General features: G+C 69.1%; 25 protein-coding genes. 15 read left to right on the plus strand and 10 right to left on the minus strand.

The genetic code is table 11. From position 1 onward, the window contains the following. Positions 1 to 166 precede the first annotated feature (166 nt). From RS901_RS21615 to RS901_RS21625, 3 genes are all read left to right on the plus strand, one after another. Positions 167 to 1945 carry an OPT/YSL family transporter gene (locus RS901_RS21615; protein WP_316155699.1) on the plus strand — a complete coding sequence of 593 codons (1779 nt, stop codon included), beginning with the start codon at positions 167 to 169 and terminating at the stop codon, positions 1943 to 1945. Between the two features lie 123 nt (positions 1946 to 2068). Continuing rightward, positions 2069 to 3226 (plus strand): acyl-CoA dehydrogenase family protein, encoded by a 1158-nt coding sequence (locus RS901_RS21620; protein WP_316155701.1) that lies wholly within the window; start codon positions 2069 to 2071, stop codon positions 3224 to 3226. Positions 3227 to 3258: 32 nt separating this feature from the next. Next, positions 3259 to 3834, plus strand: coding sequence for a hypothetical protein (locus RS901_RS21625; RefSeq protein ID WP_316155703.1), 576 nt, complete (start codon positions 3259 to 3261; stop codon positions 3832 to 3834). A gap of 100 nt (positions 3835 to 3934) precedes the next feature. Here RS901_RS21625 and RS901_RS21630 read toward each other — a convergent pair whose 3' ends face one another. Together RS901_RS21630 and RS901_RS21635 are read right to left on the minus strand one after the other, a co-directional pair. Next, entirely contained in the window at positions 3935 to 4309 is a 375-nt protein-coding gene (locus RS901_RS21630; RefSeq protein ID WP_010811174.1) for a hypothetical protein, read from the minus strand. Positions 4310 to 4480: 171 nt separating this feature from the next. After that, a complete protein-coding gene (locus RS901_RS21635) occupies positions 4481 to 7327 on the minus strand; it encodes a pitrilysin family protein (RefSeq protein ID WP_316155705.1) in 2847 nt (948 codons plus the stop codon). A gap of 163 nt (positions 7328 to 7490) precedes the next feature. On the opposite strand from RS901_RS21635, the gene RS901_RS21640 reads away from it, so the two are divergent. Genes RS901_RS21640 through thpR form a run of 3 tightly spaced genes read left to right on the plus strand, consistent with a single transcriptional unit; the run spans position 7491 to position 10058 of the window. Continuing rightward, positions 7491 to 8972: an AlkA N-terminal domain-containing protein gene (locus RS901_RS21640; RefSeq protein WP_316155707.1), complete on the plus strand. Its 1482-nt coding sequence runs from the start codon at positions 7491 to 7493 to the stop codon at positions 8970 to 8972. Next, entirely contained in the window at positions 8969 to 9469 is a 501-nt protein-coding gene (locus RS901_RS21645; RefSeq protein ID WP_316155709.1) for a methylated-DNA--[protein]-cysteine S-methyltransferase, read from the plus strand. Before RS901_RS21640 ends, RS901_RS21645 begins: the two co-directional genes overlap by 4 nt. Positions 9470 to 9488: 19 nt before the next feature. Continuing rightward, the gene (gene thpR, locus RS901_RS21650) at positions 9489 to 10058 is read left to right on the plus strand and encodes an RNA 2',3'-cyclic phosphodiesterase (RefSeq protein WP_316155711.1); all 570 of its coding nucleotides are present in this window, start codon (positions 9489 to 9491) and stop codon (positions 10056 to 10058) included. Here the strand turns inward: thpR and RS901_RS21655 are convergent. Next, the gene (locus RS901_RS21655; RefSeq protein WP_316155713.1) at positions 10042 to 10665 is read right to left on the minus strand and encodes a LysE family transporter; all 624 of its coding nucleotides are present in this window, start codon (positions 10663 to 10665) and stop codon (positions 10042 to 10044) included. The two genes, thpR and RS901_RS21655, sit on opposite strands and share 17 nt — an antisense overlap. 132 nt (positions 10666 to 10797) lie before the next feature. Here RS901_RS21655 and RS901_RS21660 point away from each other — a divergent pair, with 132 nt between their 5' ends. Together RS901_RS21660 and RS901_RS21665 are read left to right on the plus strand one after the other, a co-directional pair. Continuing rightward, positions 10798 to 11691, plus strand: coding sequence for a LysR substrate-binding domain-containing protein (locus RS901_RS21660; RefSeq protein WP_316155715.1), 894 nt, complete (start codon positions 10798 to 10800; stop codon positions 11689 to 11691). Between the two features lie 159 nt (positions 11692 to 11850). Beyond that, positions 11851 to 12624 (plus strand): flagellar brake protein, encoded by a 774-nt coding sequence (locus RS901_RS21665; protein ID WP_410054213.1) that lies wholly within the window; start codon positions 11851 to 11853, stop codon positions 12622 to 12624. Between the two features lie 118 nt (positions 12625 to 12742). Here the strand turns inward: RS901_RS21665 and RS901_RS21670 are convergent, their stop codons facing one another. From RS901_RS21670 to RS901_RS21685, 4 genes are all read right to left on the minus strand, one after another. Further along, complete coding sequence (locus tag RS901_RS21670; protein ID WP_013954068.1) at positions 12743 to 13591, minus strand: IclR family transcriptional regulator domain-containing protein; 849 nt, start codon at positions 13589 to 13591, stop codon at positions 12743 to 12745. Positions 13592 to 13719: 128 nt separating this feature from the next. Further along, positions 13720 to 14136, minus strand: coding sequence for a DUF6691 family protein (locus RS901_RS21675; protein ID WP_316155724.1), 417 nt, complete (start codon positions 14134 to 14136; stop codon positions 13720 to 13722). 3 nt (positions 14137 to 14139) lie between these two features. Beyond that, a complete protein-coding gene (locus RS901_RS21680) occupies positions 14140 to 14574 on the minus strand; it encodes a YeeE/YedE family protein (RefSeq protein ID WP_316155725.1) in 435 nt (144 codons plus the stop codon). A 245-nt stretch (positions 14575 to 14819) separates the two neighbouring features. Continuing rightward, on the minus strand, positions 14820 to 17114 hold the full coding sequence (locus RS901_RS21685; protein ID WP_316155726.1) for a patatin-like phospholipase family protein: 2295 nt from the start codon (positions 17112 to 17114) through the stop codon (positions 14820 to 14822). Between the two features lie 235 nt (positions 17115 to 17349). On the opposite strand from RS901_RS21685, the gene RS901_RS21690 reads away from it, so the two are divergent. The 6 genes from RS901_RS21690 to RS901_RS21715 all read left to right on the plus strand — a co-directional run bounded on the left by RS901_RS21690 (position 17350) and on the right by RS901_RS21715 (position 21746). Continuing rightward, on the plus strand, positions 17350 to 17586 hold the full coding sequence (locus tag RS901_RS21690; protein WP_013954064.1) for a hypothetical protein: 237 nt from the start codon (positions 17350 to 17352) through the stop codon (positions 17584 to 17586). Between the two features lie 46 nt (positions 17587 to 17632). Continuing rightward, positions 17633 to 17959, plus strand: coding sequence for a hypothetical protein (locus RS901_RS21695; RefSeq protein ID WP_316155728.1), 327 nt, complete (start codon positions 17633 to 17635; stop codon positions 17957 to 17959). Positions 17960 to 18036: 77 nt separating this feature from the next. Further along, entirely contained in the window at positions 18037 to 18240 is a 204-nt protein-coding gene (locus RS901_RS21700) for an oxidoreductase-like domain-containing protein (protein ID WP_226797872.1), read from the plus strand. Next, a complete protein-coding gene (locus RS901_RS21705; protein ID WP_316155733.1) occupies positions 18237 to 19100 on the plus strand; it encodes an NAD-dependent protein deacetylase in 864 nt (287 codons plus the stop codon). Before RS901_RS21700 ends, RS901_RS21705 begins: the two co-directional genes overlap by 4 nt. Positions 19101 to 19460: 360 nt before the next feature. Further along, positions 19461 to 20372: a DMT family transporter gene (locus tag RS901_RS21710; protein ID WP_316155735.1), complete on the plus strand. Its 912-nt coding sequence runs from the start codon at positions 19461 to 19463 to the stop codon at positions 20370 to 20372. 135 nt (positions 20373 to 20507) lie between these two features. After that, positions 20508 to 21746: an MFS transporter gene (locus RS901_RS21715; protein WP_316155737.1), complete on the plus strand. Its 1239-nt coding sequence runs from the start codon at positions 20508 to 20510 to the stop codon at positions 21744 to 21746. 1 nt (position 21747) lies between these two features. Here RS901_RS21715 and RS901_RS21720 read toward each other — a convergent pair whose 3' ends face one another. The 3 genes from RS901_RS21720 to RS901_RS21730 all read right to left on the minus strand — a co-directional run bounded on the left by RS901_RS21720 (position 21748) and on the right by RS901_RS21730 (position 23148). Then, positions 21748 to 22311: a DUF1439 domain-containing protein gene (locus tag RS901_RS21720; protein ID WP_316155739.1), complete on the minus strand. Its 564-nt coding sequence runs from the start codon at positions 22309 to 22311 to the stop codon at positions 21748 to 21750. A gap of 120 nt (positions 22312 to 22431) precedes the next feature. Next, a complete protein-coding gene (locus RS901_RS21725) occupies positions 22432 to 22635 on the minus strand; it encodes a SlyX family protein (protein ID WP_010811191.1) in 204 nt (67 codons plus the stop codon). 87 nt (positions 22636 to 22722) lie between these two features. Then, entirely contained in the window at positions 22723 to 23148 is a 426-nt protein-coding gene (locus RS901_RS21730; protein ID WP_316155742.1) for a glyoxalase/bleomycin resistance/extradiol dioxygenase family protein, read from the minus strand. Positions 23149 to 23423: 275 nt separating this feature from the next. Between RS901_RS21730 and RS901_RS21735 the strand changes: the two genes are divergently transcribed. Further along, on the plus strand, positions 23424 to 24371 hold the full coding sequence (locus RS901_RS21735) for a LysR family transcriptional regulator (RefSeq protein WP_316155744.1): 948 nt from the start codon (positions 23424 to 23426) through the stop codon (positions 24369 to 24371). The last annotated feature ends 7 nt before the right edge of the window (positions 24372 to 24378 follow it).

Raw genomic sequence — 24378 nt, forward strand, 5'->3', positions numbered from 1 at the left:
GTTGTGTGCGCAACTATATCGATCAGATGGTTGCGTACGAAACTAGTGTTAACCCGGGCGGGTATCGACCTTCCGGCGAAAGTCGGAGACAAGTCGCACATCGCCGCAGGGCAGCCTTGGCCTATGCTTCGCAAGAGGCACTCTGCCTCAGCCCGCTCGCCGCGCCATGCCAACGCTCCCGACCGATGCCGCACCCCGTGCCACCTGGCTGCCCGCGCCGGGCAGCTGGCAGTACCACGTGCTGCTGGGCGCGGCGGGCATGCTGGTGCTGGGGCCGCTGGGCGGGATCGCTGCCGCGTACATGAATTTCTCGCTGGGCTTCTTTGTCGGCGGGCAGGTGCTGGCGGGCATCCTCGGCTCGGTGGTGACGGCGGGCTATGGCGCGCCCGGGCGCCACGGCGCCAACTACATCCAGACCGCGGCGGCGTCCGTGGCGGGCATGGGCGGCATGGCCGTGGTGCTGCAGGCGATGGCGTGGCTGGGCATGGCGCAGCCGCCGCTGTGGCAGCTGGTGCTGTACATGTTGTGCATCGGCATGTTCGGGGTGGGCGTGGGCATGCTGTACACGCCATTGCTGGTGGACCGGATGCAGCTGACCTTTCCGTCGGGGCTGGCGGTGGCCAATATCCTGCGCGCGCTGACCGATCCGGCGCTGCTGCGGCGTTCGGTGGCCCGGCTTGGGGGCGGCATGGCGCTGGGCCTGGGCTGCGGCCTGGGCGCCGCGCGCATGTCGTGGCTGGCGGCGCTGGACCTGTCGGCCGCGACTTTCGGCGCCGGCATGATTGTCGGCGCGCGCGTGGGCATTGCCGCGCTGGTGGGCGGGCTGGCGGGCTGGGCCATGACCCCGTGGTTTGTCGCGGCGGGCTGGATGGCGCCTGGCGAGCCTTATCGCAAGGCCACCTTCCTGGTGGCGCTGGGCATGATCATGGGGGCAGCTGCGGTTGATGTGGCCTTGCTGCTGGCGCAGGCATGCCGCCAGTGGCGCGCGCGCCGCCACCCCGCACCGCGGCGCGGGCCGGGCATGGGCTGGGTGGCGGCCTGGGCGCTGTTGTGGGGCGCGGCCACGGTGGCGGCGGGCGTGGCCTGGTTCGGCCAGCCGTTGGGCTTCCAGCTGATGGCGGTGCTGCTGGTGCTGGTGTTTGCGCTGGTCAACGGCATCTCGGTCGGCATGGTCGACCAGAACCCGATCTCGTCCGCCTTCGTGCTGTCCGTGATCCTGATGGCCGCCGCCGGGCTGCGCGCGCCCCATGTCGGGCTGATTGCCGCCACGGTCTTGCTGGTGGCCACGGCCGAGGCGAGCGACATGCAGCAGGACCGCTCCACCGGCTGGCGCCTGGGCAGCGACCGCATGGTGCAGTTCGGCTACCAGGTGGCGGGCATCGTCGTGGGTGCGCTGGTTGCGGTGGCGATGGCACGGCTGTTCATGCATGCCTACCCGGTGCTGGCGCTGGACCAGACCAGCCTGCCGGCGGACCAGCAGCCGGCGCGCTGGAGCTCGGCCATGACATACAAGATCGTGGGCGTGCTGCACGGGCTGGCGCAAAGCCGTGCCGGCCAGCATGTGGCGGTGGCAACGGGCCTGGCGCTCGGCCTGGCCACCGCGGTATTGCGCAAGGCCATCCTCGGCCGGCCGGCGTGGCAGCGCTTTGCGCAAGCCAGCCGGCGCGGGCGGGTGGCGGATTTCCTGCTCGATGCGGTGATCCTGCCCTCCCCCTATGCGTCGTCATTCGGTGGCTTCGTCAATCTGGCGGCGGCCGGGTGGATGGCGGCCGGCGGCGTGGTGGCGAGCGTGGCCGCTGCCGTGGCCAGGCCCGCAAGGCCGGCCCAGGGTTTGCCGCAGGACATGAGCACCGCATCGCTGGTCGGTGGTGGCCTGATCGCGGGTGATGCGCTGGCGGCGCTGGCCATCGGCGTGGCGGGCCTGTTATCCGCCACATGGGGTTGAGGCCCGCTGCGATTGTCAAATTTTATTGACGCTTCTGTCCAAGTTTAAGTGGATTGTCAAATCGCGCGACCGGCGTACCATAGGCGGCCAGACTGACGCACTGGCTTGACCCGGAGAATCACCATGGCCCTTGACCAAGAATCCTTTGCCCTGCTGCGCGCCTCGGTGCAGCGCTTCATCGACGAACGCCTGAAGCCCGCCGAAGACACGCTGGAGGAAACCGACGACGTGCCCGCCGAGATCGTCGCGGACATGAAGGAGATGGGCCTGTTCGGCATCTCCATCCCCGAGAACTACGGCGGCATCGGCCTGTCGATGTCGCAGGAATGCGATGTGGTCTATGACCTGGGCCATACCGCCTTTGCCTTCCGCTCGGTGTTCGGCACCAACGTCGGCATCGGCTCGCAGGGCATCCTGATGGATGGCACCGAGGAACAGAAGCAGCAGTACCTGCCGCGCATCGCCAGCGGCGAGCTCATCATCTCGTTCGCGCTGACCGAGCCCAATGCGGGTTCCGACGCGGCCTCGCTACAGACCAGGGCGGAGCTGGATGGCGACCACTATGTCATCAACGGCACCAAGCGCTTCATCACCAACGCGCCGCGCGCCGGCGCATTCACGCTGATGGCGCGCACCGGCGGTGCGGGCGCTTCGGGCATCTCGTCCTTCATCGTGCCGGCCGATACCCCGGGCATCTCGCTGGGCAAGCCGGACAAGAAGATGGGCCAGCGCGGCACCAAGACCTGCGACGTGGTGCTTGAGAACGCGCGCGTGCCGGCCGCCAACATCATCGGCGGCCTGCCGGGCGTCGGCTTCAAGACCGCGATGAAGGTGCTCGACCGCGGCCGCCTGCATCTCTCGGCGCTGGCCTGCGGCATGGCGCACCGCCTGCTCACCGATGCGGTGGCCTACGCCAAGGAACGCAAGCAGTTCGGCAAGCCCATCGGCGACTTCCAGCTGATCCAGGGCATGCTGGCCGACAGCCAGGCCGAGCTGTACGCCGGCCTGTCGATGGTGCGCGACTGCGCCCAGCGCTACGACGCCAAGCCCGCCGGCAAGAGCGATCCGGAAGTCAGCATGCTGGCCTCGTGCACCAAGATGTTCTGTACCGAGATGGTGGGCCGCGTGGCGGACCGCGCGGTGCAAATCCATGGCGGCGCCGGCTATATCGCCGAGTACAAGGCCGAGCGCTTCTACCGCGACGTGCGCCTGCTGCGCCTGTATGAAGGCACCACGCAAATCCAGCAATTGATCATCGCCAAGCAACTGCTGCGCGACTGACCAAGTAAACGCCCGGCGCGGCAGGAGTCGACATGAACACGATGCAGTTGCGCGGGCCGGACAGCCCGCTGCAGGCAGGGCATGATGGCGACGCGCCGCACCGGCTGCGCGCCGTGGTGGCAACTTATCGCCCGACGCTGCAGGCCTATACGCTGGCGGTGTCGCCGGCCGAGTTGATGGCGCTCAGCGCGCTGCCGGCAGAGATGGCGGGCGGCGTGGGCGGCATCTGCGATCCTCGCGCGCACGCGCACCTGGCGCGCCTGCGCAGCGAGGTCCAGGCCAGCGGCATTGCGTTGCCGGGTGCAATCGTGGTCGCGGTCAACGGCGGCAGCCTGCAATGCGAGTTTGACCACCTCTACACGCTGTCGCTGCATCCGCGCCGCGGCGACCGGCTGATCGTGCTGGACGGCTATGAGCGGCTGCTCGCGCTTGCGCATGGCGAACGGCGGCAATGCAAGACGCTGGTGTCGGCGGTGCTGTGGCGCGCGGCGCTGGATACTGCCGCGGCGGTGCCGGCGGCGGAGGCCGCCAACGAAACGATCGGCGCGGCCGTGGCGCAGTCGTCGTGCGCGGCGCGCTGGGCGAACGCCACGCGGGTGTGGCATTGACCGGGGTACCGGGCACGAAGAACGTGCTCAGCGCAATGTGACAGAAGCCGCCTGCATGGCGGCTTTTTCTCTTCTAGTGCCTGACGTGCGCGCAAGCCGCTTATTGCGGCCACACGCCATCGACATCGCGCAGCAGGTGGCCGGCGAGGATATAGTCCCCGAGCCGCGTGGCCTTGGCCTCGAGGTCGAGCAGTTCATGGTCCGCCAGCGTGCCGAGATCGAACTGGCAATAGAGATTGCGTTGACGGAACGTGGCCTTGGGTTTGGCCAGCCCTTCGATCAGGGCTTCGCGGGAACGGACGGCGATGCTTTCTTGTCCGCGATACTGCACCTTGATACCGCGCTTTTCTCCGAGCCTGCCGAGTTCGACGGCATCCTGCCATCCTGTCTCGTAGTCCAGCTCAAGCGCCAGCACGCCTTCCGAGGCCAGAAGCCTGAGCGCTTCTGCCTTGCTGCCAGCTCGCACGATTGACATCCACACCTCTTATATCGACTTATACTGTACGAATATACAGTCAACCCGGGGTCGCGGCAAGGGGCTTGCACCGGACGCCTGCCGACCGCTCCCGGCCTTGCCGCTGCGATGTTGCGCTGGCCGCGCCTGCGGCCTTTCGCCAGTGCAGCCGAATATTGTTTCCCGCGTATGTCAGGGCTGCGCCTGCGCTGCCGCGCCGGCCGCTTCGTTGCCTGTGCTCCCGGCCGCGCCGGAGCCACTTCCGCTGCCGGTTGCGCCCGCCTGCGCCGGTGCGCCGCTGAAGTCGCCGGCATAGACGCGCGACAGCGTGCCTGGCTGCATGTAGCGCCGAATGGCCGCGTTGACGGCTTCCGGCGTGGCGTTGCGCAGGCGCTCTTCGAGTTCGGCGGTGAAGGCCATGGTGCGGCCCAGGTAGAGCTGGTTGGCCAGCGCGCCGGCCAGCGCGGCGTCATTGCTGCGGCTGACCATGCCCTGCTGCAGCAGGCCGCTGACGGCCTCGGCCAGTTCCTGCGTGGTGATGCCGTCGCGCACGAAGCGCTCCAGCTCCTCGGTCACGGCGCGTTGCAGGCGCGGCAGGTTCTGCGGTGCGTATTGCGCCTGCAGGCCGAAGCGTCCCGCGCGGTCGAGCGCGCCCACCTGCACCCAGCTGCTCGCGCCATAGCTCAGGCCTTCCCGCTGGCGCAGCCGGTCAGCCAGGCGGCCGCGCAGGCTGGCGCCGCCGAGCACGCGGTTGGCAATCATCATCAGCGCATAGTCCGGCGCGTCGTTGGTCAGGTCGATCGGCGTGGAGGCCAGGTAGATGGCGTTGGCCTTGCCCGGCGCGGGCAGCGTGAACTCCGCCGGCGGGATCGGCACATAGGGGCGCTCGACGCGCGCGTAGGGCTGTGTCGCGGTCCAGTCGCCGAACAGCTGCGCTGCCTGCGTGGCCGCGGCCGGTGCATCGAAGTCGCCCACCAGGCTCAGCTGCGCGTGGCCCGCGCCGTAGAAGCGCGCGTGGAAGTCGCGCACCTGCGCCAGCGTGACGGCCTGCAGGTCGGCGATGTTCTCGGCAAAGGTGCGCGCATGGCGCGGGTCGCCCGCGGGGTAGGGGTCGCCATGGCGGCCCAGCGTATTGGACGCCATCACGCCGGGCTCGCGCTGGATGCTTTCGATATCCGCGATGCTGGTCTTGCGCAGCGTCTCGAACTCCGCCTCGGGGAAGGTCGGTGCGCGCAGCAGGTCGCGCAGCAGGGCCAGTAGTTCCGGCAGGTGCGCGCGGCGCGTTTCGAAGCTGACGGTCACGCGCTCAGAGCTGCCAGAGATGCCGACGCGCGCGCGCAGCGCCTCGATGCGGTCGGCGATCTGCTGGCGGTCCATGCCAGCCGCGCCGCGCCGGAGCATGGAGGCGGTCAGCGCGCCCACCGTGGTCAGCCCCTGCAGGCTCTGCGCGTCGCCCGTGCGCAGCACCAGCGTGCCGTGCACCACTTCACCGCGCGCGGGCTTGGGCAGCAGCGCCAGCTGCATGCCGTTGGCCAGCGTCTGGCGCGTGGTGTGGGCCTCGATATTGGCGGGGCTGGGATCGAATGCCGCCACCGCGGCCATTGCCTGCTTGCCCTGGTAGCCGCTGACCATGGCCGTGACATCGGGCGCCGGCGGCACCTGCGTGCGCGACGGCTGCTCGACGGGAAGGAACACGCCCACGGTGCGGTTCGATGCCTGCAGGTAGTTCAGCGCCACGCGCTGCACGTCGGCCAGCGTGGTGGTCTCGATGCGGTCGCGCGCCAGGAAGAACAAGCGCCAGTCGCCCTTGGCGATGGCCTCGGACAGCGCAATGCCGAGCGCGCCGGGATCATTCATGTAGTGCTCATACGCGTTGCGCATGCGCACGCGCGCACGTTCCAGCTCGGCCTCGGTCACGGGCGCCTCGGCAAAGCCCTCGACCTGCGTGATCAGCCCGGCGCGCGCGGCCGCGAGCGGCTGGTCTTTGGACGTCTCGACCATGAGCAGCAGCGCCCCCGGGTCCTTCATCGCATAGAGCGCGGTGCCGACCGACACGGCCTGGCCACGCTCGACCAGCGCCTTGTACAGCCGCCCGCCCGGCGTGTCGCCGAGGATGATGGTCAGCAGCGAGAGTGCCGTGCTGTCCGGATGCGCACCCGGGCTGACGTGGTATTGCGCGGCGACCAGGCTGTTGTCGCCGGGGCGCATCACTACCAGCTCGCGCGCGCCTTCCTGTGCGGGCTCGACGGTATGCTCGGGCGGCAGCACGCGCGTCGGGCGCGGGATCGGCCCGAAGTAGCGCTCGATGCGTGCCAGCGTGGCGGCGGGATCGAACTTGCCGGCCACCACCAGCACCGCGTTGTCGGGCTGGTAGTAGCGGCGGTAGAAGGCACGCAGCCCGTCGATGCTGACGTGCTCGACATCGCTGCGCGCGCCGATCGGGGCCTTGCCGTAGTTGTGCCAGCGGTAGGCGGCGGCCATGGTCTGCTGCACCAGCATGCGCCCGGGGCTGTTCTCGCCCATTTCCATCTCGTTGCGCACTACCGTCATCTCGCTGTCCAGGTCGGTGCGCGAGATCACGCTGTTGACCATGCGGTCGGCTTCCATGCGCAGCGCCCAGTCGAGGTTGTCGTCGTTGGCGCTGAAGGTGCCGAAGAAGTTGGTACGGTCCTGCGCGGTGGTGCCGTTCACGCTCATGCCGCGCCGCGCGAACTCGGTCGGGATGGTCTTGCCCGGCAGCGCTGGCGTGCCCTTGAACAGCAGGTGCTCGAGCAGGTGGGCCATGCCGGTCTCGCCGTAGTTCTCATGGCGGCTGCCGACCAGGTAGGTGATGTTGACGGTGGTGGTGGCCTTGGCCGCGTCCGGTGCCAGTACGATGCGCAGGCCGTTGGCCAGGCGGTATTCGGTGATGCCTTCGACCGATGCCACCTGCGTGGCCGTGGCAGGCGTCGCCGCGGGGGCGGTCTGCACCGGCTGCGCCAACACCGGCGTGCCGGCAAGCGAAGCAAGCAAGGACAGGTGCAGGGCAGTGCGGCGCATGGCGTCTCCGGGCGGGCGGTGGCAGTGGGTTGGTGGGTGAGGCACGAAGCGCATTCTAGCCGCCGCCCCTGTCAGGAACTGTGCCGCAGCCCACGCCTGCGCGCCAGAGGGGAATGTCCGAATCCAGCGGGTAAGCGGTTGCCGGTAGCGGTAGCATGCCGTCATGCACCTCGATCCCGATACCTGCTACAAGGCCGTGGCCTCGCACGACCGCCGCTTCGACGGACGCTTCTTCGTGGGCGTGTCGTCGACGGGCGTGTACTGCCGGCCGGTGTGCGCAGTACGCACGCCCAAGCGCGAAAACTGCACCTTCTACGAGAGCGCCGCCGCGGCGGAGAAGCATGGCTTCCGCCCCTGCCTGCGCTGCCGTCCGGAACTGGCGCCCGGGCACGGGCTGGCCGATATTTCAGGCCGGCTGGCGCAGGCCGCGGCCACGCTGATCGATGAGGGCTTCATGGCGGAAGGCAGCGTTGCCGCACTGGCAGCGCGCATCGGCGTGACCGAGCGCCACCTGCGGCGCCTGTTCGATGCGCAGTTCGGCGTGTCGGTGCTGGAGTACGCGCAGACGCAGCGGCTGCTGCTGGCCAAGCGCTTGCTGGCCGACACCGCGCTGCCGGTGACCGAAGTGGCGCTGGCGGCGGGTTTCGGCAGTGTGCGCCGCTTCAACGATGTGCTTAAGACGCGCTACGGCCTGACGCCGCTGGCGCTGCGCCGCCGCGCCGCCGACGGCGTGGCCGACCGGCTGGTGTTCGACCTGGGCTACCGTCCGCCGTTTGCCTGGGACGCATGGCTGCGCTTCCTGGCTACCCGCGCGGTGGACGGCATCGAGGCCATCCGGGACGGCACCTATATGCGCACGCTGCTGGTGGATGCCGGCGGCAGCACGCACACCGGCTGGGTACGGATCGAGCACGTGCCGCGCCGGCTGGTGCTGCGCGTCACGTTGTCGGCCTCGCTGGCGCGCGTGATTCCGCAGGCGCTGGGCAAGGTGCGCCGCCTGTGCGACCTGGGCTGCCGCCCGGACGTGGTGGACCGGCACCTGGGCGAGCTTGCCGAGGCAATGCCGGGCGTGCGCCTGCCGGGCAGCGTCGATGGCTTTGAGATCGCTGTGCGCGCGGTGGTGGGGCAGGTGATCTCGGTGGTGCAGGCGCGACGCATGCTGGGCGCGCTGGCGCAGCACGCGGGGCAGGCGCTGGACGGCACGCCCCCGGACGGCCTGCGCTACACGTTCCCGACTGCCGCCGCCATTGCCACACTGCCGGGGCAAACCTTGCGCGATGCCGGGGTGTCGGCAGGCAAGGCGCGCACGCTGCTGGCGCTGGCGCAGCGCGTGGCCGACGGCACGCTGGCGCTCGATGCGCATGCGCCGCCGGAGCAGACCGTGGCGGCGCTGCGCGAGGTCGGCGGCATCGGCGACTGGACCGCGCAGTATGTCGCCATGCGCGCGCTGGGCTGGCCCGATGCGTTCCCCGGCACCGACTATGCGCTGCGCAAGGTGCTGGGCGTCAGTACCGTGCGCGCGATGCACGAGCGCACCGCGCAATGGGCGCCGTGGCGTGCCTACGCCGCCATCCACCTGTGGCATCGCTATGAAGCGATGAAGGACGCGGCCAGCGCCGCGGCCGAACCGGAGACGATCACATGACCAGCTATCGCCATATCGACAGCCCGCTTGGGACCATCCTGCTGCGCGCGCAAGGCGCACACCTGACCGGCCTTTTTTTCGCGGGGCAGAAATACCACCCCGCAGGCATTGCCGACAGCCGCGACGTGCCGCCTGCCGACGCCGCGGTGCTCGACCGCGCCGCGTCGGAACTGGCCGAATATTTCGCCGGCCGCCGCGATACCTTCACCGTGCCGGTGCGATTTGCCGGCAGCCCGTTCCAGCAGCGCGTGTGGGAGGCGCTGCTGGCCATCCCCTGCGGCGAGACCGCGTCGTACGGCGAACTGGCCCGCACCCTGGGCCTGCCGCCCACGCATGCGCGCGCAGTCGGCGGCGCGGTGGGACGCAACCCGCTGTCGGTGATCGTGCCCTGCCATCGCGTGCTGGGCAGTGCCGGCGCGCTGACCGGCTACGCCGGCGGCATCGAGCGCAAGCGCGCCTTGCTGCAACGCGAAGGCATCGGCACCACGCCAGGCTGATCGCGCTGGCTGCGCTGCCATGCCGCGCCTGTTCATCGCCGTGGAAGTCCCGCCCGCGCAGGCGGCATGGCTGTTGTCGACCCTGCCGCCCGCGCACGGCGTGCGGCAGGCAGCGCCAGAGCAGGTTCACCTGACCCTGCACTTCCTGGGTGAGTGCAACGTGCCTGGCACAGCGCTGGAGGCCGCGCTCGACAGCATCCGCGCGCCTGCCTTCCTGCTTCAGGCAGCCGGTACCGGGCGCTTTCGCAGCGGCCAGGGTTCGGTGCTGTGGGCAGGCCTGGCGCCAGGTCCCGGCCTGGACGCGCTGCGCGCCCTGCACGCTGATGTCGGGCAGGCGCTGGCCGAGGCCGCGGGCATTACCCCGGAGCGGCGGCGCTTCCATCCGCACCTGACGCTGGCGCGCTGCAAGCCGTCCGTGCCGGAAAGCGTGCTGCGCGCCTGGCTCGATACGCACCGCACGCTGGCCAGCAAGCCCTGGCACGTGCAGCGGCTGGTGCTGTTCGAAAGCTGGCTCGGCCCGCAAGGCCCCCAGCATCTCGTGCGCCAGGCCTGGCCACTGGCGCAGGCTGGCCCTACGCCAGGTTGCTGAGCCCCAGCGCCACGCCCAGCCCGCACAAGGCCGAGCCGATGGTGCGGTCCAGCAGCCGCTGGCGCCGCAGCATCGCCGCGCGCAGTGCCGGCGCGGTGAACACGCACGCCACCAGGCTGAACCACGCCAGGTGCGCCACCGACATGAAACCGCCATAAGCCCATTGCACCGGCACCGGCGTGTGCGCATCGACTACCTGGGTGTAGGTGCTGACCACGAACAGCGTGGTCTTCGGGTTCAGCGCATTGGTCAGGAAGCCCATGCGCAGGGCCGCCCACGGCCGCAGCGTGCGCGCACCTTGCAGGTCTACTGCCAGCGCCTCGCGGTTGCGCAGCGTCTGGATGCCGATCCACACCAGGTAGGCCGCGCCCAGCATCTTCACCACCGTCAGCACGCTGTGCGCATGGGCCATCAGCAGCGCCACTCCGAACATCGTATAGAGCACATGCACCTGCACCCCCAGCGCGATCCCGAGCGCGCTGAGCAGGCCGGCGCGGCGGCCGTACAGGTAGCTGTTGCGGGTGACCATGGCGAAGTCCGGGCCCGGACTGACAACGGCCAGCACGGTCACGGCGGCGACCGCCAGGGATTCGGCGATTGGGGGCATTTTCTGTCAGGTTACGTTGCAGTTATCCGGAGATCGCCACATCGGGCGATCCGGGCGTACCCAATTCTGCGTGCCGGAAAGCGCCGCCACAACCGATATATACTCGCGCAATTACGTGAGAAAAACTGACTGATGCACTGGCTGGGCTGGATCCGATTCTTCGAGGCTGCGGCGCGCCACCAAAGCTTTGTCCGGGCGGCGGAGGAACTGCACCTGACCCATGGCGCGGTCAGCCGGCAGATCCGCCAGCTCGAGGACACGCTGGGCGTGGCGCTGTTCGAGCGGCGCAACCGCGGGGTCTTCCTGACCGAGGCGGGGCGCACGCTGTTCGCGGCGTCCACGCAATCGATGGAGGTGCTGGCCGGCGCCGCCGCGCGCATCCGCACGCAGCCGCCAGGGCGGGCGCTGGTGCTGTCATGCGAGCCGACCATCGCCGTGCGCTGGCTGATCCCGCGGCTGCCGCGCTTTGCCGCGCGCCATCCCGATATCCCGCTGCACCTGATGGCCGCGGGCGGGCCGATCGACTTCACCCGCAGCGGCGCCGACCTGGCACTGCGGCGCAATGACTTTGCCTTCGATGCGCGCTGGCATGCGCGCGAGGTGGCGCAGGAACGGGTGGGGCCGGTGTGCCGGCCGCGGCTTGCGCAGGGGGCGGCCACGGTCCCGGCGCGGCTGCATACGCGCACGCGGCCCGAGGCATGGCAGCGCTGGCAGGCGGTGCGCGGCGATGCCGCCCCCGTCGTGCATTGCGACGGCGACGCCTGGTATGAACATTTCTACCTCAGCCTGCAGGCCGCCGCCGCTGGGCTGGGCTGGGCCATGGCCTCGCAGCTGATGGCCGCCGACGAGATCGCCGATGGCCGGCTGGAGGCGCCGTTCGGCTTTGTGGCCGACGGATCGGCCTATCATCTGTTGTCACCCGCGCCGTTTGAACACGACACGCGCCGGCTGGTGCTGCTGGCGTGGTTGCGAGAAGAGGCGCAGGCAACGCTTGCGGCGCCGCCGCCATCGCCCCCGGACGCCTGAAAGCGGCGTGCGCGCTACCCCCCGGAAGTCTGTGCTCAAGTTCTGCCACAGATCTGCCGAAGTGAGAGCATGAGTCTTGCCGGGCATTGGGGCAGGCGCTTAACATGCGCGCGGCCGGCAGGCCGAAGCCCCCGTACCCGGCGATCCCAGCCACTCCAGATGTTGCGTGAATCCATGAATCAGCACGATGCCTCCGGGCCAGCCGATAACGGCGCCGAATCCGACATTGAGCCGGCGGATGACCGTTATCGCCTGACGCACAACTCGCAGATCGGCACCGTGCTGCGCGACCTGTCCTGGCAGAAGTGCATGCTGAGCGTGCGCACCCGCACCGGGCACCAGTTCGTCACGTCGGTCCTGCACGTCGACCCGGTCAACCGCACCTTCGTGTTCGACTGGTGCAATGCGGATCCCGAGCGGATGTCGCTGATGACCTCGGATGAAAATGCGTTCTCGGGGCTGTTGCGCGGCGTGCCGGTCAACTTCGTGGTGGGCCAGCCGGCCGCCACGCGCTATGAGGAAGGCCCGGCCTTCGTTGTCGAATTCCCGGAGAAGCTCTACCACTTCCAGCGCCGCCGCCATTTCCGCGCGCGCACGCTGGTGACCAGGGGCTACCGCTGCGAGATCCACATGTCGGACAAGACCGTGCTGGGGCTCGATATCGCCGACCTGTCGCTGTCGGGCGTGGGGCTGCGCTCGAAGACGGTCTCGGCAGAGCAGCTGCCGGTCGGCACCACGGTCGGCAAGTGCCGGCTGGACTTCCGCGAACTGGGCAAGCTTGAGCTGGACCTGCAGGTGGTCGGCCACTGGCTGGTGGGCCATGACGACAGCGCCATCCACCATTTCGGCTGCGCCTTCATCCATCCGGACGGGCGCATGGAGAACTTCCTGCAGCGGCTGGTATTTGCGCTGGAACTGGCGCACCGGGGCTGATGCACCGGGGCTGATGCACCGTAGCGGATGCCGCAGCATATTGCCGGCCACGGCGTGACCGCGGCCATGCTCAGTCCCGCGCGGCTGCGCGGGTAGTCAGCGGACTAGTCAGCGGCAATCAGGAGCCGATCAGCCGGCCGATTGCCGCCGCGGCTTCGCGTATTGGCGGCAGCAGCCGCGAGATCATCTCCGCTTCGGAAACACGCGCGGCGCGCACGCTCACGCTCAGCCCCGCCAGCACGATGCCAGAGGCCGAGCGCACCGGCACGGCCATCGCGCGCAGGCCCGGTTCCAGTTCTTCATCGACGATCACGTAGTCCACCTCGCGGGCGCGCTCGAAGCACGCTTCCAGCTCCTGGCGCGAGACCTTGGTCTGCAGCGTGCGCGGGCGCAGCTCGGCATGCTCGAAGAAGCCGTCAAGCACCGTGGCGGGCTGGTGCGCCAGCAGCAGCCGGCCGTTGGAGGTGCAGTAGGCCGGCAGGCGGCTGCCCATGCCCAGCGAATAGTTCAGCACCCGCTGCACTTCGGAGCGCACCAGGTACAGGATGTCGGTGCCGTCCAGGATCGCCAGCGTGCAGGTCTCGTGGATGCGCGCGCTCAGGTTGTCCAGGATCGGCTGCGCCAGGGACACCAGCGAGGTCGACGAGAAATACGCGTGGCCCAGGTGCAGCACGCGCGGTCGCAGCGCAAACTGCCCGTCCTGCTGGCTGACGTAGCCGAGCTGTTCCAGCGTATAGAGGCAGCGGCGCACCGAGGCGCGCGACAGCTGCGTGCGCTGCGCCACCTGCGAGATCGTCAGCGGGCGCTTGCGTTCCGAGAAGGCCTCCAGCACGGTCAGCCCGCGCGCCAGCGACAGCATGAAGTTGGGATCGCCGGCAAAACTGGCGAGCAGGTCGGCCTGGGGCCGGGCAACGCGGACGGTGTCGGCCTGTGCATGGCCAAGACCGAGGGGGCGGAGGACATCCATTGGGAGGTGTGTTGTCTGGGCTTGTTGTCCGATAATCGCGCAATCTTAAACCGGCTGGCCGCCAGGGGCCAGCCTTTGCTGCATTCGCGCATAGCCCGCACGGCACGAGGGCCGGATGCGGCGCTGCATCAACGCCCGCGCCGCTCCGCGATCTCGTAAAGCGCCATGCCTGCCAGCATGGCGCCGACAAAACCCCAGGCCTTGGCATAGCCGGCACCCAGCGCCACCAGCGCCGGGCCCGGGCAGAAGCCCGCCAGGCCCCAGCCCACGCCGAACGCCGCGGTGCCCAGCACCAGCCGCGGCGTGACCGCGGCCAGCGCCGGCCACTGCATCGGCAGCCCCAGCCAGGAGCGCTGGCGCCGGCGCGCCAGTGCGAAGGCCACCACCCCCACCAGAATGGCGCCGGCCATGACAAAGGCGAGCGACGGATCCCAGGCGCCGGCCAGGTCGAGAAAACCCAGCACCTTGGCCGGGTTGGCCATGCCGGACAGGATCAGGCCGATGCCGAACACCAGCCCGGCCAGCAATGAGAAGAGCGTGCCCATCGGTCAGCCTCCCAGCCAATGACGCTGCACCAGCACCGTCAGGAAGCCCGCCGCCATGAAGGTCAGCGTGGCGGCCAGCGAGCGCACCGAACCCCGCGACAGGCCGCACACGCCGTGCCCGCTGGTGCAGCCGCCGGCGTAGCGCGTGCCGATGCCTACCAACAGCCCCGCCGCCAGCACCTCGGCCCAGCCGGCGTCGATCTGAGCCGCGGGCATGGCATCGAACGCGCCCGCCAGCCACGGCGCCAGCAACAGCCCGATCACAAAGGCGGCGCGCCAGGCGGTGTCGCCGTGCGGCAGCTTCAGCAGGCCGCCGACAATGCCGCTGATGCCGGCAATGCGGCCGAGACCCAGGATCATCAGCGCCGCCGCGAGGCCGATGACCAGCCCGCCGGCCAGCGACAGCCACGGCGTGAAATGGGTGAAATCAATCTGCATGGGAGGAGGCGCGCGAAAAGGCGCGGAGCGGCCGCAAGTGCAGCCCGAGGCCCGGATTATAGGCGTCGCAAGCCAGGCGGGCGCCCAAAAAAAAGTCGCCGCTGGGGAGCGGCGACCGGGGAAGGTCGTCATTCAAGAGGGGGTCTTGGTGACGTAAAAAGTATAGACATTTGAATTAAGACATTACATACAACTTTGGTGGGGTACGGCGGGTTCACATTTGGTGGGCGCTTATGCTGGCCGGCTCAGAAGGGTTTGCCCAGGAACAGGTAAAAGCTGTATGTGCCCGCGGCGGCGCGTCCATAGGCCAGGTAAAGCGGGCCCAGCGGACTGTCCAGCGCCAGGAAGACCGAGCCGGATTTGAGCAGCCCGGTCGGGCTCTCCGGCACCAGCGGGTCGCCCATGCGGCCCGCCTCCAGCGAAAAGCCTGCGTACACGCCTTGCAGCAGGGTCTGGCGCGCCAGCTTGTTGTAGTACATCAGCCGCGCAAACTGCAGGTTGCCGCCCAGCAGCTGCCCGGTGGCATAACCGGATTGCTGCAGGAAGCCGCCCCACTGGAACAGGTCATAGCGCGGCAGCGGCTTGCCGCCCATATTGCTGCCGACCCTGAAGGCCAGCGAGACCGTGTTGTCGCCGAACGAGTGGGCATAGATGCCGTCTGCCAACGCTTTGACATAAGCCTGGTCGGCGCCCAGCCCCGGCTGAGAAGCGTAGATGTGCAGCCGGGCCGCATAGCCGAAGCGCGGGAAGTCGACGCTGTCGAGCTGGTCGAAGAATAGCCGCCCGGTGATGGCGCCGCGCCGGATATTGCCCGGGCCTGGCGACAGCGACTCGGGGCCGGTGCTCAGGGTGGCGTGTTCCGAGCCGGTCTGCACGCCCACGCGCAGCTCGCCGTACTTGGTGAACTGGCTGCCCGCGTCCAGCGCGATGTCAAAGCGGCGCAGGTCGTAGGTGGCGATGCGCGTGCTGCCCTGGAAGACATTGACCGGGCGCCGCTCCAGCTCGATGCGCGGCGCGATAAAGAAGTACTGGCGCGTATCCAGCGGCTGGTAGAACTCACTGATCAGCGACGAGGTCTGGCCCACCTGCGCATCGGTGCGCCATTCGGCGCCAAGCGCATTGAGCCAGGTGCGCCGGTAGCTGCCCACCAGGTTGAAGTAGGCATCGCCGCGGAAATCCGAGCTCAGCCCGAGCCCGAAGCGCAGGTAGTCGGGACCGTAGGATTTCTCCACCGCATTGACCGCCAGCACGCGCTTGCCGGGCTCTTCCAGGATGCCGTAGTTGACGTGCTCGAAGTCGCCGGTGCCGAACAGGCGGCGCATGTCCTGGTCCAGCGTGGCCTGGTCGACCGGCTGCCCGGGCTTGGTTTCCATCACCGCGGTGACGTAGTCCGGGTTGACGCGATGCAGCGGCGCCAGCCGGATCTCATCGACTGGGCGGGTGTCAGGCGGCTGCACCGCCTGTTGCCTGGCGCGCAGTTGCGCATATTGCGCCGGCGGCAGCGCCAGCGGCGCGAGGCGGTCGGCGACCTTGCGCGCGGCGGCCTCGCCGATGGGGATGGTTGCCGGCAGGTGGTCGAAGTCGGTCGCGGAGAAATCGCCCAGCGCCGGCTCGATCAGCACGTCGGTGGGCCGCAGCGAGGCCAGCGACGCACGCACGTTCTGCTCGGTCAGGATATTGAGCATCTGGCCGGTCACGCCGATGAGCGAGGTCAGTTCCTCGCGCTTCATCAGCGGCGTGCCCAGGTTCACCGCGATCACGATATCTGCGCCCATGTTGCGCGCCACGTTCACCGGCAGGTTGTCGGTCAGGCCGCCGTCGACCAGCAGCCGGCCCTCATACTCGGCCGGCGCCACCGCGCCCGGCACCGACATGCTGGCGCGCATCACGTTGGCCAGCTCGCCCTGGCTGAACACTACCGGCGTGCCTGCCACCAGGTCCGTGGCCACGGCGCGGTAGGGGATCGGAAACTGGTCGAAGTCCCGGTAGCCGGGCGCGTTGGCCAGCTGGCGCAGCACGGTCTCCAGCTGCACGCCCGAAACCGCGCCCTTGGGCAGCAAGAGGCCGCTGGCCTGCACCCCGATCTCTGGCGTAAACAGGTTGGTGAAATCGTCCTGCTTGCGCCGGATGGTCAGGTCCTGGCGCGGCGGGCGTTCCTTGAAAATCTTTTCGGTGCTCAGGCCGCCGACCAGCCGCTCCATTTCGGCGGGCGCCATGCCGGTGGCATAGGCACCCCCCACCAGTGAACCCATGCTGGTGCCTGCGATGCAGTCGACCGGGACGCGCATCGCCTCCAGCACCTTGAGCACGCCGATATGCGCCGCGCCGCGCGCGCCGCCGCCCGAGAGCACCAGGCAGATGCGGGGGCGCGCGCCCCCGGCCCGCTGCGGCGTGGCCGCCGCGGCCTGGTTCGCGGGCGGCTCTATCGCCGGCGCCGCCGGCATGGAGGCCGGCTCAGCGGCCAGGACCGCGCCCGCAGCCAGCGCCAGGGCCGCCGGTACGAGCAGTTCGCGCAAGCAATGGAGTAGGGCTGCCTTCATGGCACCGTGGGGTTCGCAATCGGTTTTGCTGTCGGCCGCAGCGCGCGGCATTGGCCCGGCCCGGCGGCAGCCGGGCGGGACATCCGGCTATCTTCGGGCAAAATGCCGCATGCAGGCCGCCCGCTCGCGGCCGTGCAAAAACAATTCATCACGCCGTTCGGAAGCGTGCAGATCGGCACGCGACCCCGCGGCGCCCTGCACTAGGATGGATACAGGCGAGGTGCTTGGGGGTTGCATGTACGGTTATTTCTTTTGCCAGACCGCCGCGGGACAGCTCACGCTCATTCCCCGCGAGAAGGACTGGATGCTGATGCTGGGCAATGGCGTGATGGGGAGGTTCCCGGATGCCCAGGCAGCGGTGGATGCCCTGCACGAAGGCACACTGCGGGTGCAGGGGCAGCGCATCGATGCCAGCGCGCTGGGCGTGCCGGCACGCGCGCACGACTGGCTCTACCATGTACTGAGCCGCTGACGCGGCGCACCGGCGGACGTGCTGTCCCGCCAAAGGGGGAATCGCCATGACTGCCCTGGTCGAGTGGACCCGCGAGCATACCTGCCGGCTGTTTCCGATGTCGGCCGAATACCACCGCAGCGACGGCAACCAGGTGCAGGTCAGCTGGCAGGCCGAGCCAGCCGGCTCGCCCGGGCGCTGTCGCCTGAGCGCGGCCCTGCAGTTCGACCAGAACGTGATCGACGCCGTCTACCTGGCCGACGCCGCCGAACTTGCCCGCATCGGCGCCAGGCTGGCCAGCGTGGTGTCGCGCCGGCTTGCCGAGGACGACATCGCCTGCCTGGCGGGCACGGCGCTGGTGATCCCGGTCGGCGAGGGGCTGCTCGGCCACTGAGGGGTCCGGCGGCAGGCCGGCGCCGGCGGGAATATACTGGCGGTTGATCCGCCAATGCGCCTGTTCGCGAACTGTCAGTGTCCCAAGCGTCCCCCGCCGTGCCCCCCGACGACCCCCGCCCGGTGCCGCCAGAGCGGCCCGGCGATGACGAGTGCTGCGGCTCCGGCTGCGATCCCTGCATCTTCGATTACTACTACCAGGAGATGGACCGCTACCGCGAGGAGCTGCGCGCCTGGGAGGCGCGCCAGGCGGCGCGCCATGCCGAGGATCCGGCAAGTTGAGCGAGCCCCTGCAACCCCCGCACCCGACGTCCGCGCTGTTCGATTTCGTGCAGCGCCACCCGCGCCTGTTCGTGCTGACCGGCGCGGGCATCAGCACCGATTCCGGCATACCTGGCTACCGTGACGCGCGCGGCCAGTGGCAGCGCTCGCAGCCGATCACGCTGCAGGCCTTCCTGGGCTCGCACGCGGGGCGCCAGCGCTACTGGGCGCGCAGCATGCTGGGCTGGCCGGTGGCGTGGCAGGCGCGACCCAATGCCGCGCACCATGCGCTGTCGCGCCTTGGCGCGCACGGCCGGCTCACGGCGCTGGTCACGCAGAATGTCGACGGCCTGCACCAGCGCGCCGGCAGCGAGGGTGTGATCGAACTGCATGGCAGCCTGGCCAGCGCCATCTGCCTGGACTGTGGCACGCGCCATGACCGCGCCGGCCTGCAGGACTGGCTGCTGGCACAGAACGCCGCGCTGCGCGACGTGATCGCCGAACCCGCCGCCGATGGCGACGTGCATTTCGAATCGCCGCTGTTCGCGCAGTTCCGCGTGCCCGAGTGCGGGCGCTGCGGCGGCATCCTCAAGCCGGACGTGGTGTTCTTCGGTGAATCCGTGCCGCGCCCGCGGGTCGATGCCGCACGCGCGGCGCTGGAAGCAGCGGATGCCATGCTGGTGGTCGGTTCGTCGCTGATGGTCTATTCCGGCTACCGCTTCTGCGTCTGGGCCGGACAGATGGGCAAGCCCGTGGCCGCGCTCAACCTGGGCACCACGCGGGCGGACGCGATGCTCGCGCTGAAGGTGGAAGCCGGATGCGCGCCGACACTGCAGGCGCTGGTGTCCCGGCTGGAGCAGGGCACGACAAAACCCCGTTGACGCGATGGCCGCACAGGCATAGCATCGCCGGACTACTTCTTCGAAGTCTTCAATTTCCACCATGACCGCAGACCGCCAACGCCCCGTCAACGCCGCGCCCCCGGGCCGCGCGTTGCCATGCGTGCGTCGCCAGCCTGCGTTCACGTCTGTCGCGCCGCCGCCGTTCATCGGCGGTGCGCACCCGCCGCCGCCGCCGCGCGGCTGACGGGCACGCCTCCCAGCCTCATTCGTCTCCGGTAGTCCCGTATCCGTGTGCCTGCGCGCACGGCAGTCGCACGCCAGTACGCGTCTGCCGCAGTGCCATGGCCGCATGCCGATGCGCGTTGCCGGAGCCTGCCAAGCTGACGACAGATGACATCCATGACAACCGACAAAGACTGCGCGGCGCAATTCGACGCCGCCACCGACACACGCACCACCAACACCTCCGCCTGGGCCACGCCCCTCTTCGTGCTGCTGTGGAGCAGCGGCGCCATCGCCGCCCGGCTGGCCCTCGACCACGCCACGCCCTTCGCCTTGCTGACGCTGCGCTTCGCGCTGGTCTGCGCCGTGCTGAGCGCGATCGGCCTGGCCAGGCACCGCCTGCTGCCGCCGCGCGGCGAGCGGCTGTACGTCGCCCTGACCGGATTGCTGCTGATCGGCGGCTACTCCGTCTTTTACTTCCTTGCGCTTGACCACGGCATGACACCCGGCGTGCTCGCCACCGTGCTTGGCGCCCAGCCGATGCTGACGCTGCTGCTGACCGAGCGGCGCTTCAGCGCCGCACGCATGGCGGGCCTGGCCCTCGCGCTCGCCGGGCTGGCCATGGTGGTGGCCGACAGCCTGCTGCTGGCCAGGCTGTCGCTGGCGGGCGTGCTGTGCGCGCTGGCCTCGCTCGCCAGCATGACCGTCGGCGCCATCCTGCAGAAGCGCATCACGCGTGCACCCGCAGAAGTGCTGCCGCTGCAGTACGGCGCGAGCCTCGCGGCATGCCTGCTGTGCCTGTCGTTCCAGCCCTTCGCCTTCGATGCTTCGCTGGCGTTCGCTGCGCCGCTGCTGTGGCTGGCGCTGGTCATTTCGATCGGTGCGACGCTGCTGTTCTACCGCCTGATCCGCGCGGGCAACCTGGTCAACGTCACCAGCCTGTTCTACCTGGTGCCGGCGGGTACGGCGGTGCTCGATTACCTGCTGCTGGGCAACCGCATGGCGCCGCTGGCGATGGCGGGAATGGGGGCGGTGCTGGCGGGGTTGGGGGTGGTGTTTCGGGGAGGGCGAAATCCGATGCGCGGGTGATCTGAAATTTCGCAGGCATCGTCCCGCAAGTTCCGAAATGCACTGCGGAAAGGTCGAAATCTCGCGCATGCGCCGGCCAGGGGCAGCGATCGCGCCCTATGCTGACCCGTTTCGACAACGCGTTCCTCCGTTCCCATGCAAAGGCTGGCCGCCGTCCCCGGATATAAGCCGCTGCTCGCCGCCAGGATTGTCAGCGCCCTGATGGTGTGGCTCGACGCCACCGTGGTCTTTTCGCTGCTCGCCTTCCACTGGGGCGCGGATGCGACCGCGGCGGGCGTTGCTGCCTCGCTGTTCGTCATTCCGGTCCTGGTCGGCGGGCCCTTCTTCGGCTGGCTGGCCGACCGGGGCAACCCTGCTGCCATGCTGTTTGCCAGTTACAGCGCACGCGGCATCACATCGTTGCTGCTGCTCATGGCGCCAGACCTGAGCGTGTTCGTGCTGCTGGTCATGCTCAAGGCGCTGGCCAATGCCAGCGCCTTGCCGCCGGAACAGGTCATGGTCCGATCGATGCTCAGCCATGCACAGCTTGCCGCCAATGCCGGCTTGATGACGGCTGCCGACCAGATCACCAAGGTGTGCGCGCCGCTGATCGCGGCCGGCACGACCGCGCTGTACGGGCCAATGTCGGGACTCTGGCTTTCGGCCGGCCTGTCGTTGCTCGCAATCGGCTGCCTGGTGCCGCTGCGCGACCGGGCGCGCCCGGTCGCCGCGCAAGGCACTCCAGCACGAGGCGCCTTGCGGCTGGGGCCACTGATGGCGCTGCTGCGCGACAGTCATGCCGTGCGGGTGTCGTTCGGCTGCGTGTTCATGCTGACTGCGACATTCGGACTCTACGATCCGCTGCTGGCGCTGTTCATCAAGTCGCAGGGGTTGCCGGCATCGGCGTTTGGCATGCTGGTGAGCGGCACCGCCGCGGGCGCCGTGTGTGGCGCGCTGGCGTTCCCGCGCCTGTACCGGTGGCGTGGCATCCGCCTGGCGCCGCCCGGTCTTGCCGTGGTTGGGCTGACCGTGCTGATCCCCGGCGTGCTGGCCGGCAGCGGCATGCCCGAGATGCTGTGGCTCGGGCTCTGGATGGTGAATGGCTGTGCCTATTGCCTGGCGTGCCTGAGCCAGGCCGTGGCGATCCAGCAGCAATGCCCGCGCCATTGTCTCGGCAGCGTCAGCGCCACCGCCAGGAGCGTGCAACTGGTGGCGCTGGTGCTCGCGCCGCTGCTGGGCGGTGTGCTGGCGCGCAAGATCGGGATTCCGCTGGTGTTCGCGTTGAGCGGCGGCCTTGCCATTGCCGGTGGCTGGTTCTGGGGCCGGCGTGCGCAACGTGGCCACGCCGCGCGGCAGGCTGAACAATCGGCGAACCCAGAGCAGGCCGGCCCGTAGCCTACCGCTGCTTCACCTCCACCCGCACCTCATCCTTGCCCACGGTAATCGCCCCCGGCTCCACGTCCTTGCCGCCGACGCGCAGTTCTTCGGGTTTGAAGGTATAGACCGGATAGTCCTTCAGCAGCTGCTGCGCGACCACGGCGCCGATGGCGTTGAGCTGCTCGCGGTATTGCCCCATGCCGGCGACTTCCACCTGCTGCACGGTCGGATTGTCTAGCAGCACCGCGCGCTTGGCCGGGTCATAGCGCACGCCGCTGTTCAGCGCCAGCTTGCCGTCTACCGGCGGGGAGGGCAGCAAGGCGTTGGTCAGGCGTGCGTCGACGTGGGTGGTGACGCGGTTGTTGGCCTCGTCCAGCACCAGCCGGGGGTGGCTGAGCTGCACGCTGACAACTTCGGCATAGCGCAGCGTGGCGGGGAAGCGCTTGTCCAGCGCGGTCTGCAGTTCCTGCCGGGAGAGGGAATACTCGCCGGTCCAGATGTTGTAGCCGGCCAGCGCCGAGGAGGCACCAGCAGCACCAGCGACGCAGGCGGCGGCAATCAGCAGGGAAGGTTTCACATGCATGTGGCGGATGGGGCGCGCCTGTCGAGGGCGGCGGTGGATGGGTCAGCCTGTCAGACCGCGTGGGCGGGGTGGCGTTCCGTCACATCGGCGATCGGCCTGCATGGCGCGGGCCCGCGTCCATCAGTAGTGCGGCGGGATTTCCTGCTGGGGGTCGGCTTCGGCCGCGGTGGTGGCGGCGCTGCGCACCTGCTGGTACAGCGCGCGGAACTGCTCCTGCAGCAGGTCGATCTGCTGCTGCTGGCGCGCCACGGTGCTGTTCAGGGTATCAAGCAGGTCTTCCTGGAAGGCGAGCTTGATTTCGAGTTCGTTGATGCGATCGTCCATGGCGTGGTTTCTCCGGCAGGCGGCGCATTGTAAGCCCATACGCTCAAGGGGCGCGTCGCTGCCGGGGAAACCTGCGCGATGCGCGGCTTACTTCGGTGCCGTCAGCAGCATCCACATGATGCCGAAGCGGTCGGTGACCATGCCGAACTGCTCGGCAAAGAAGGTCTTGTCCAGCGGCATCACCACCTGGCCGCCTTCCTTCAGGCCGTTGAAGGCCTTTTCGACCGCGGCCTTGTCAGGGTAGTTGATCGACAGGCCGAATCCCTGGAAGTTGGGCTGGTTCGAGCAGCGGCCATCGGAGGCCATGATCACGCTGTCGCCGATCTGGAACTCCATGTGCATGACCTTGTCTTCGGTGCCGGCGCCGGGCTGGCAACCCGGGCTGGCCTTGTCGGCCTCCGGGTTGTCCTTGAACGTCATCCGCATGTTGACCTTGGCGCCGAGAATCTTCTTGTAGAAGTCAACGGCTTCATCGCAACGGCCTTCGAAAAACAGATAGGGCTGGACTTGCATGACAACTCCTGTAGGTGGGCCGCCGCTCGGGCGGCCGTGGATATCGGCATGGCGCGCGAATCAGGCGGCGCGCTGGCCGCAGTGAACATTGGGCGCACGCTCTTGTGTACGCCGTCCACAATACCTTAGCAAAGAAAATGGACGTCGTCCACATCAAATCAGCGCAGTGTGTGCGGACGGGGTGGCGGGCGGGAAGCCCACGGTGCTGCACTAGAATGGCCGCGACACCACCAAGCGCCAATCCCTTCGACCGTTCCGCCCCAAACGGAGTTGCCTTGCGTTACGAACTGACCGACCTGCGCCTGTTCCAGGCCATTGCCGATGCGCAAAGCCTGTCGGGTGGCGCTTCGGCCACGCACATCACCGCGTCGGCGGCGAGCTACCGGCTGAAGAACCTGGAGCACGCGATGGGCACGCCGCTGTTCGTGCGCACCGCGCGCGGCATGGAGCTGACGCCCGCCGGTGAAACCCTGCTGGTCCATGTGCGCGAACTACTGCTTGGCGTGGAGCGCATGCATGGCGAGGTGGGACGCTTTTCTGCCGGGCTGAAGGGCAATATCCGGCTGCTGGCCAACAGCAGTTCGCTCAACGGATTCATCATCCCGAGCGTGAGCCGCTTCCTGCTGGCCAACCCGGATGTGAACATCGACCTGGAGGAGCGCGCCAGCCAGTCGATCCTGGCGGCGGTGGCGGCGCATGAAGCCGATGTCGGCATCCTGGCGGGAGATTTCCAGACGGGCGGCGAAGCCACCGGCGTGCGCTCGGTGCGCTATGCGCGCGACGAACTGATCCTGGCTGTGGCCGCGGATCACCCGCTGGCGCGCGAGCCGGAAGTGCGCTTCGGCGCGGCGCTGGCCTTCGACTTTGTCTGCATGAGCCGCACCAGCAGCAACTTCCTGTTCCTGCGCGACATGGCGCAGCGCGCGGGAAGGGGGCCCAACGTACGGCTGCATGCGCACAGCTTCGATGCGGTGCTGTCGCTGGCCGAGGCGGGCGTGGGGGTGGCGCTGGTGCCGCGCAGCGTGGCGGCGCAGGCCTTGCGTGAGGCGCGCGTGGTGGGGGTGCGGCTGGCAGAGCCGTGGGCCCTGCGCGAACTGAACCTGATCGTGCGCGCCGACGGCAAGCTGCCGGCGTTTGCCGAGGCCTTTGCGCAGTTCCTGCTGAACGATCCGCGCGTGGTGGCCACGCGCGAAGGCGGCGCCGTCGCGGCCACGGCGCCGTAAGCACTTT

This window comes from Cupriavidus sp. BIC8F, assembly GCF_032465815.1.
Taxonomy (GTDB): Bacteria; Pseudomonadota; Gammaproteobacteria; order Burkholderiales; family Burkholderiaceae; genus Cupriavidus; species Cupriavidus necator.

Excerpts from the sequence above, each read along its gene's own strand:
- RS901_RS21615 (WP_316155699.1), top strand. The coding sequence starts at position 167 with ATGCCAACGCTCCCGACCGATGCCGCACCCCGTGCCACCTGGCTGCCC.
- RS901_RS21620 (WP_316155701.1), top strand. The coding sequence starts at position 2,069 with ATGGCCCTTGACCAAGAATCCTTTGCCCTGCTGCGCGCCTCGGTGCAG.
- RS901_RS21625 (WP_316155703.1), top strand. The coding sequence starts at position 3,259 with ATGAACACGATGCAGTTGCGCGGGCCGGACAGCCCGCTGCAGGCAGGG.
- RS901_RS21630 (WP_010811174.1), bottom strand. The coding sequence starts at position 4,309 with ATGTCAATCGTGCGAGCTGGCAGCAAGGCAGAAGCGCTCAGGCTTCTG.
- RS901_RS21635 (WP_316155705.1), bottom strand. The coding sequence starts at position 7,327 with ATGCGCCGCACTGCCCTGCACCTGTCCTTGCTTGCTTCGCTTGCCGGC.
- RS901_RS21640 (WP_316155707.1), top strand. The coding sequence starts at position 7,491 with ATGCACCTCGATCCCGATACCTGCTACAAGGCCGTGGCCTCGCACGAC.
- RS901_RS21645 (WP_316155709.1), top strand. The coding sequence starts at position 8,969 with ATGACCAGCTATCGCCATATCGACAGCCCGCTTGGGACCATCCTGCTG.
- thpR (WP_316155711.1), top strand. The coding sequence starts at position 9,489 with ATGCCGCGCCTGTTCATCGCCGTGGAAGTCCCGCCCGCGCAGGCGGCA.
- RS901_RS21655 (WP_316155713.1), bottom strand. The coding sequence starts at position 10,665 with ATGCCCCCAATCGCCGAATCCCTGGCGGTCGCCGCCGTGACCGTGCTG.
- RS901_RS21660 (WP_316155715.1), top strand. The coding sequence starts at position 10,798 with ATGCACTGGCTGGGCTGGATCCGATTCTTCGAGGCTGCGGCGCGCCAC.
- RS901_RS21665 (WP_410054213.1), top strand. The coding sequence starts at position 11,851 with ATGTTGCGTGAATCCATGAATCAGCACGATGCCTCCGGGCCAGCCGAT.
- RS901_RS21670 (WP_013954068.1), bottom strand. The coding sequence starts at position 13,591 with ATGGATGTCCTCCGCCCCCTCGGTCTTGGCCATGCACAGGCCGACACC.
- RS901_RS21675 (WP_316155724.1), bottom strand. The coding sequence starts at position 14,136 with ATGGGCACGCTCTTCTCATTGCTGGCCGGGCTGGTGTTCGGCATCGGC.
- RS901_RS21680 (WP_316155725.1), bottom strand. The coding sequence starts at position 14,574 with ATGCAGATTGATTTCACCCATTTCACGCCGTGGCTGTCGCTGGCCGGC.
- RS901_RS21685 (WP_316155726.1), bottom strand. The coding sequence starts at position 17,114 with ATGAAGGCAGCCCTACTCCATTGCTTGCGCGAACTGCTCGTACCGGCG.
- RS901_RS21690 (WP_013954064.1), top strand. The coding sequence starts at position 17,350 with ATGTACGGTTATTTCTTTTGCCAGACCGCCGCGGGACAGCTCACGCTC.
- RS901_RS21695 (WP_316155728.1), top strand. The coding sequence starts at position 17,633 with ATGACTGCCCTGGTCGAGTGGACCCGCGAGCATACCTGCCGGCTGTTT.
- RS901_RS21710 (WP_316155735.1), top strand. The coding sequence starts at position 19,461 with ATGACAACCGACAAAGACTGCGCGGCGCAATTCGACGCCGCCACCGAC.
- RS901_RS21715 (WP_316155737.1), top strand. The coding sequence starts at position 20,508 with ATGCAAAGGCTGGCCGCCGTCCCCGGATATAAGCCGCTGCTCGCCGCC.
- RS901_RS21720 (WP_316155739.1), bottom strand. The coding sequence starts at position 22,311 with ATGCATGTGAAACCTTCCCTGCTGATTGCCGCCGCCTGCGTCGCTGGT.
- RS901_RS21725 (WP_010811191.1), bottom strand. The coding sequence starts at position 22,635 with ATGGACGATCGCATCAACGAACTCGAAATCAAGCTCGCCTTCCAGGAA.
- RS901_RS21730 (WP_316155742.1), bottom strand. The coding sequence starts at position 23,148 with ATGCAAGTCCAGCCCTATCTGTTTTTCGAAGGCCGTTGCGATGAAGCC.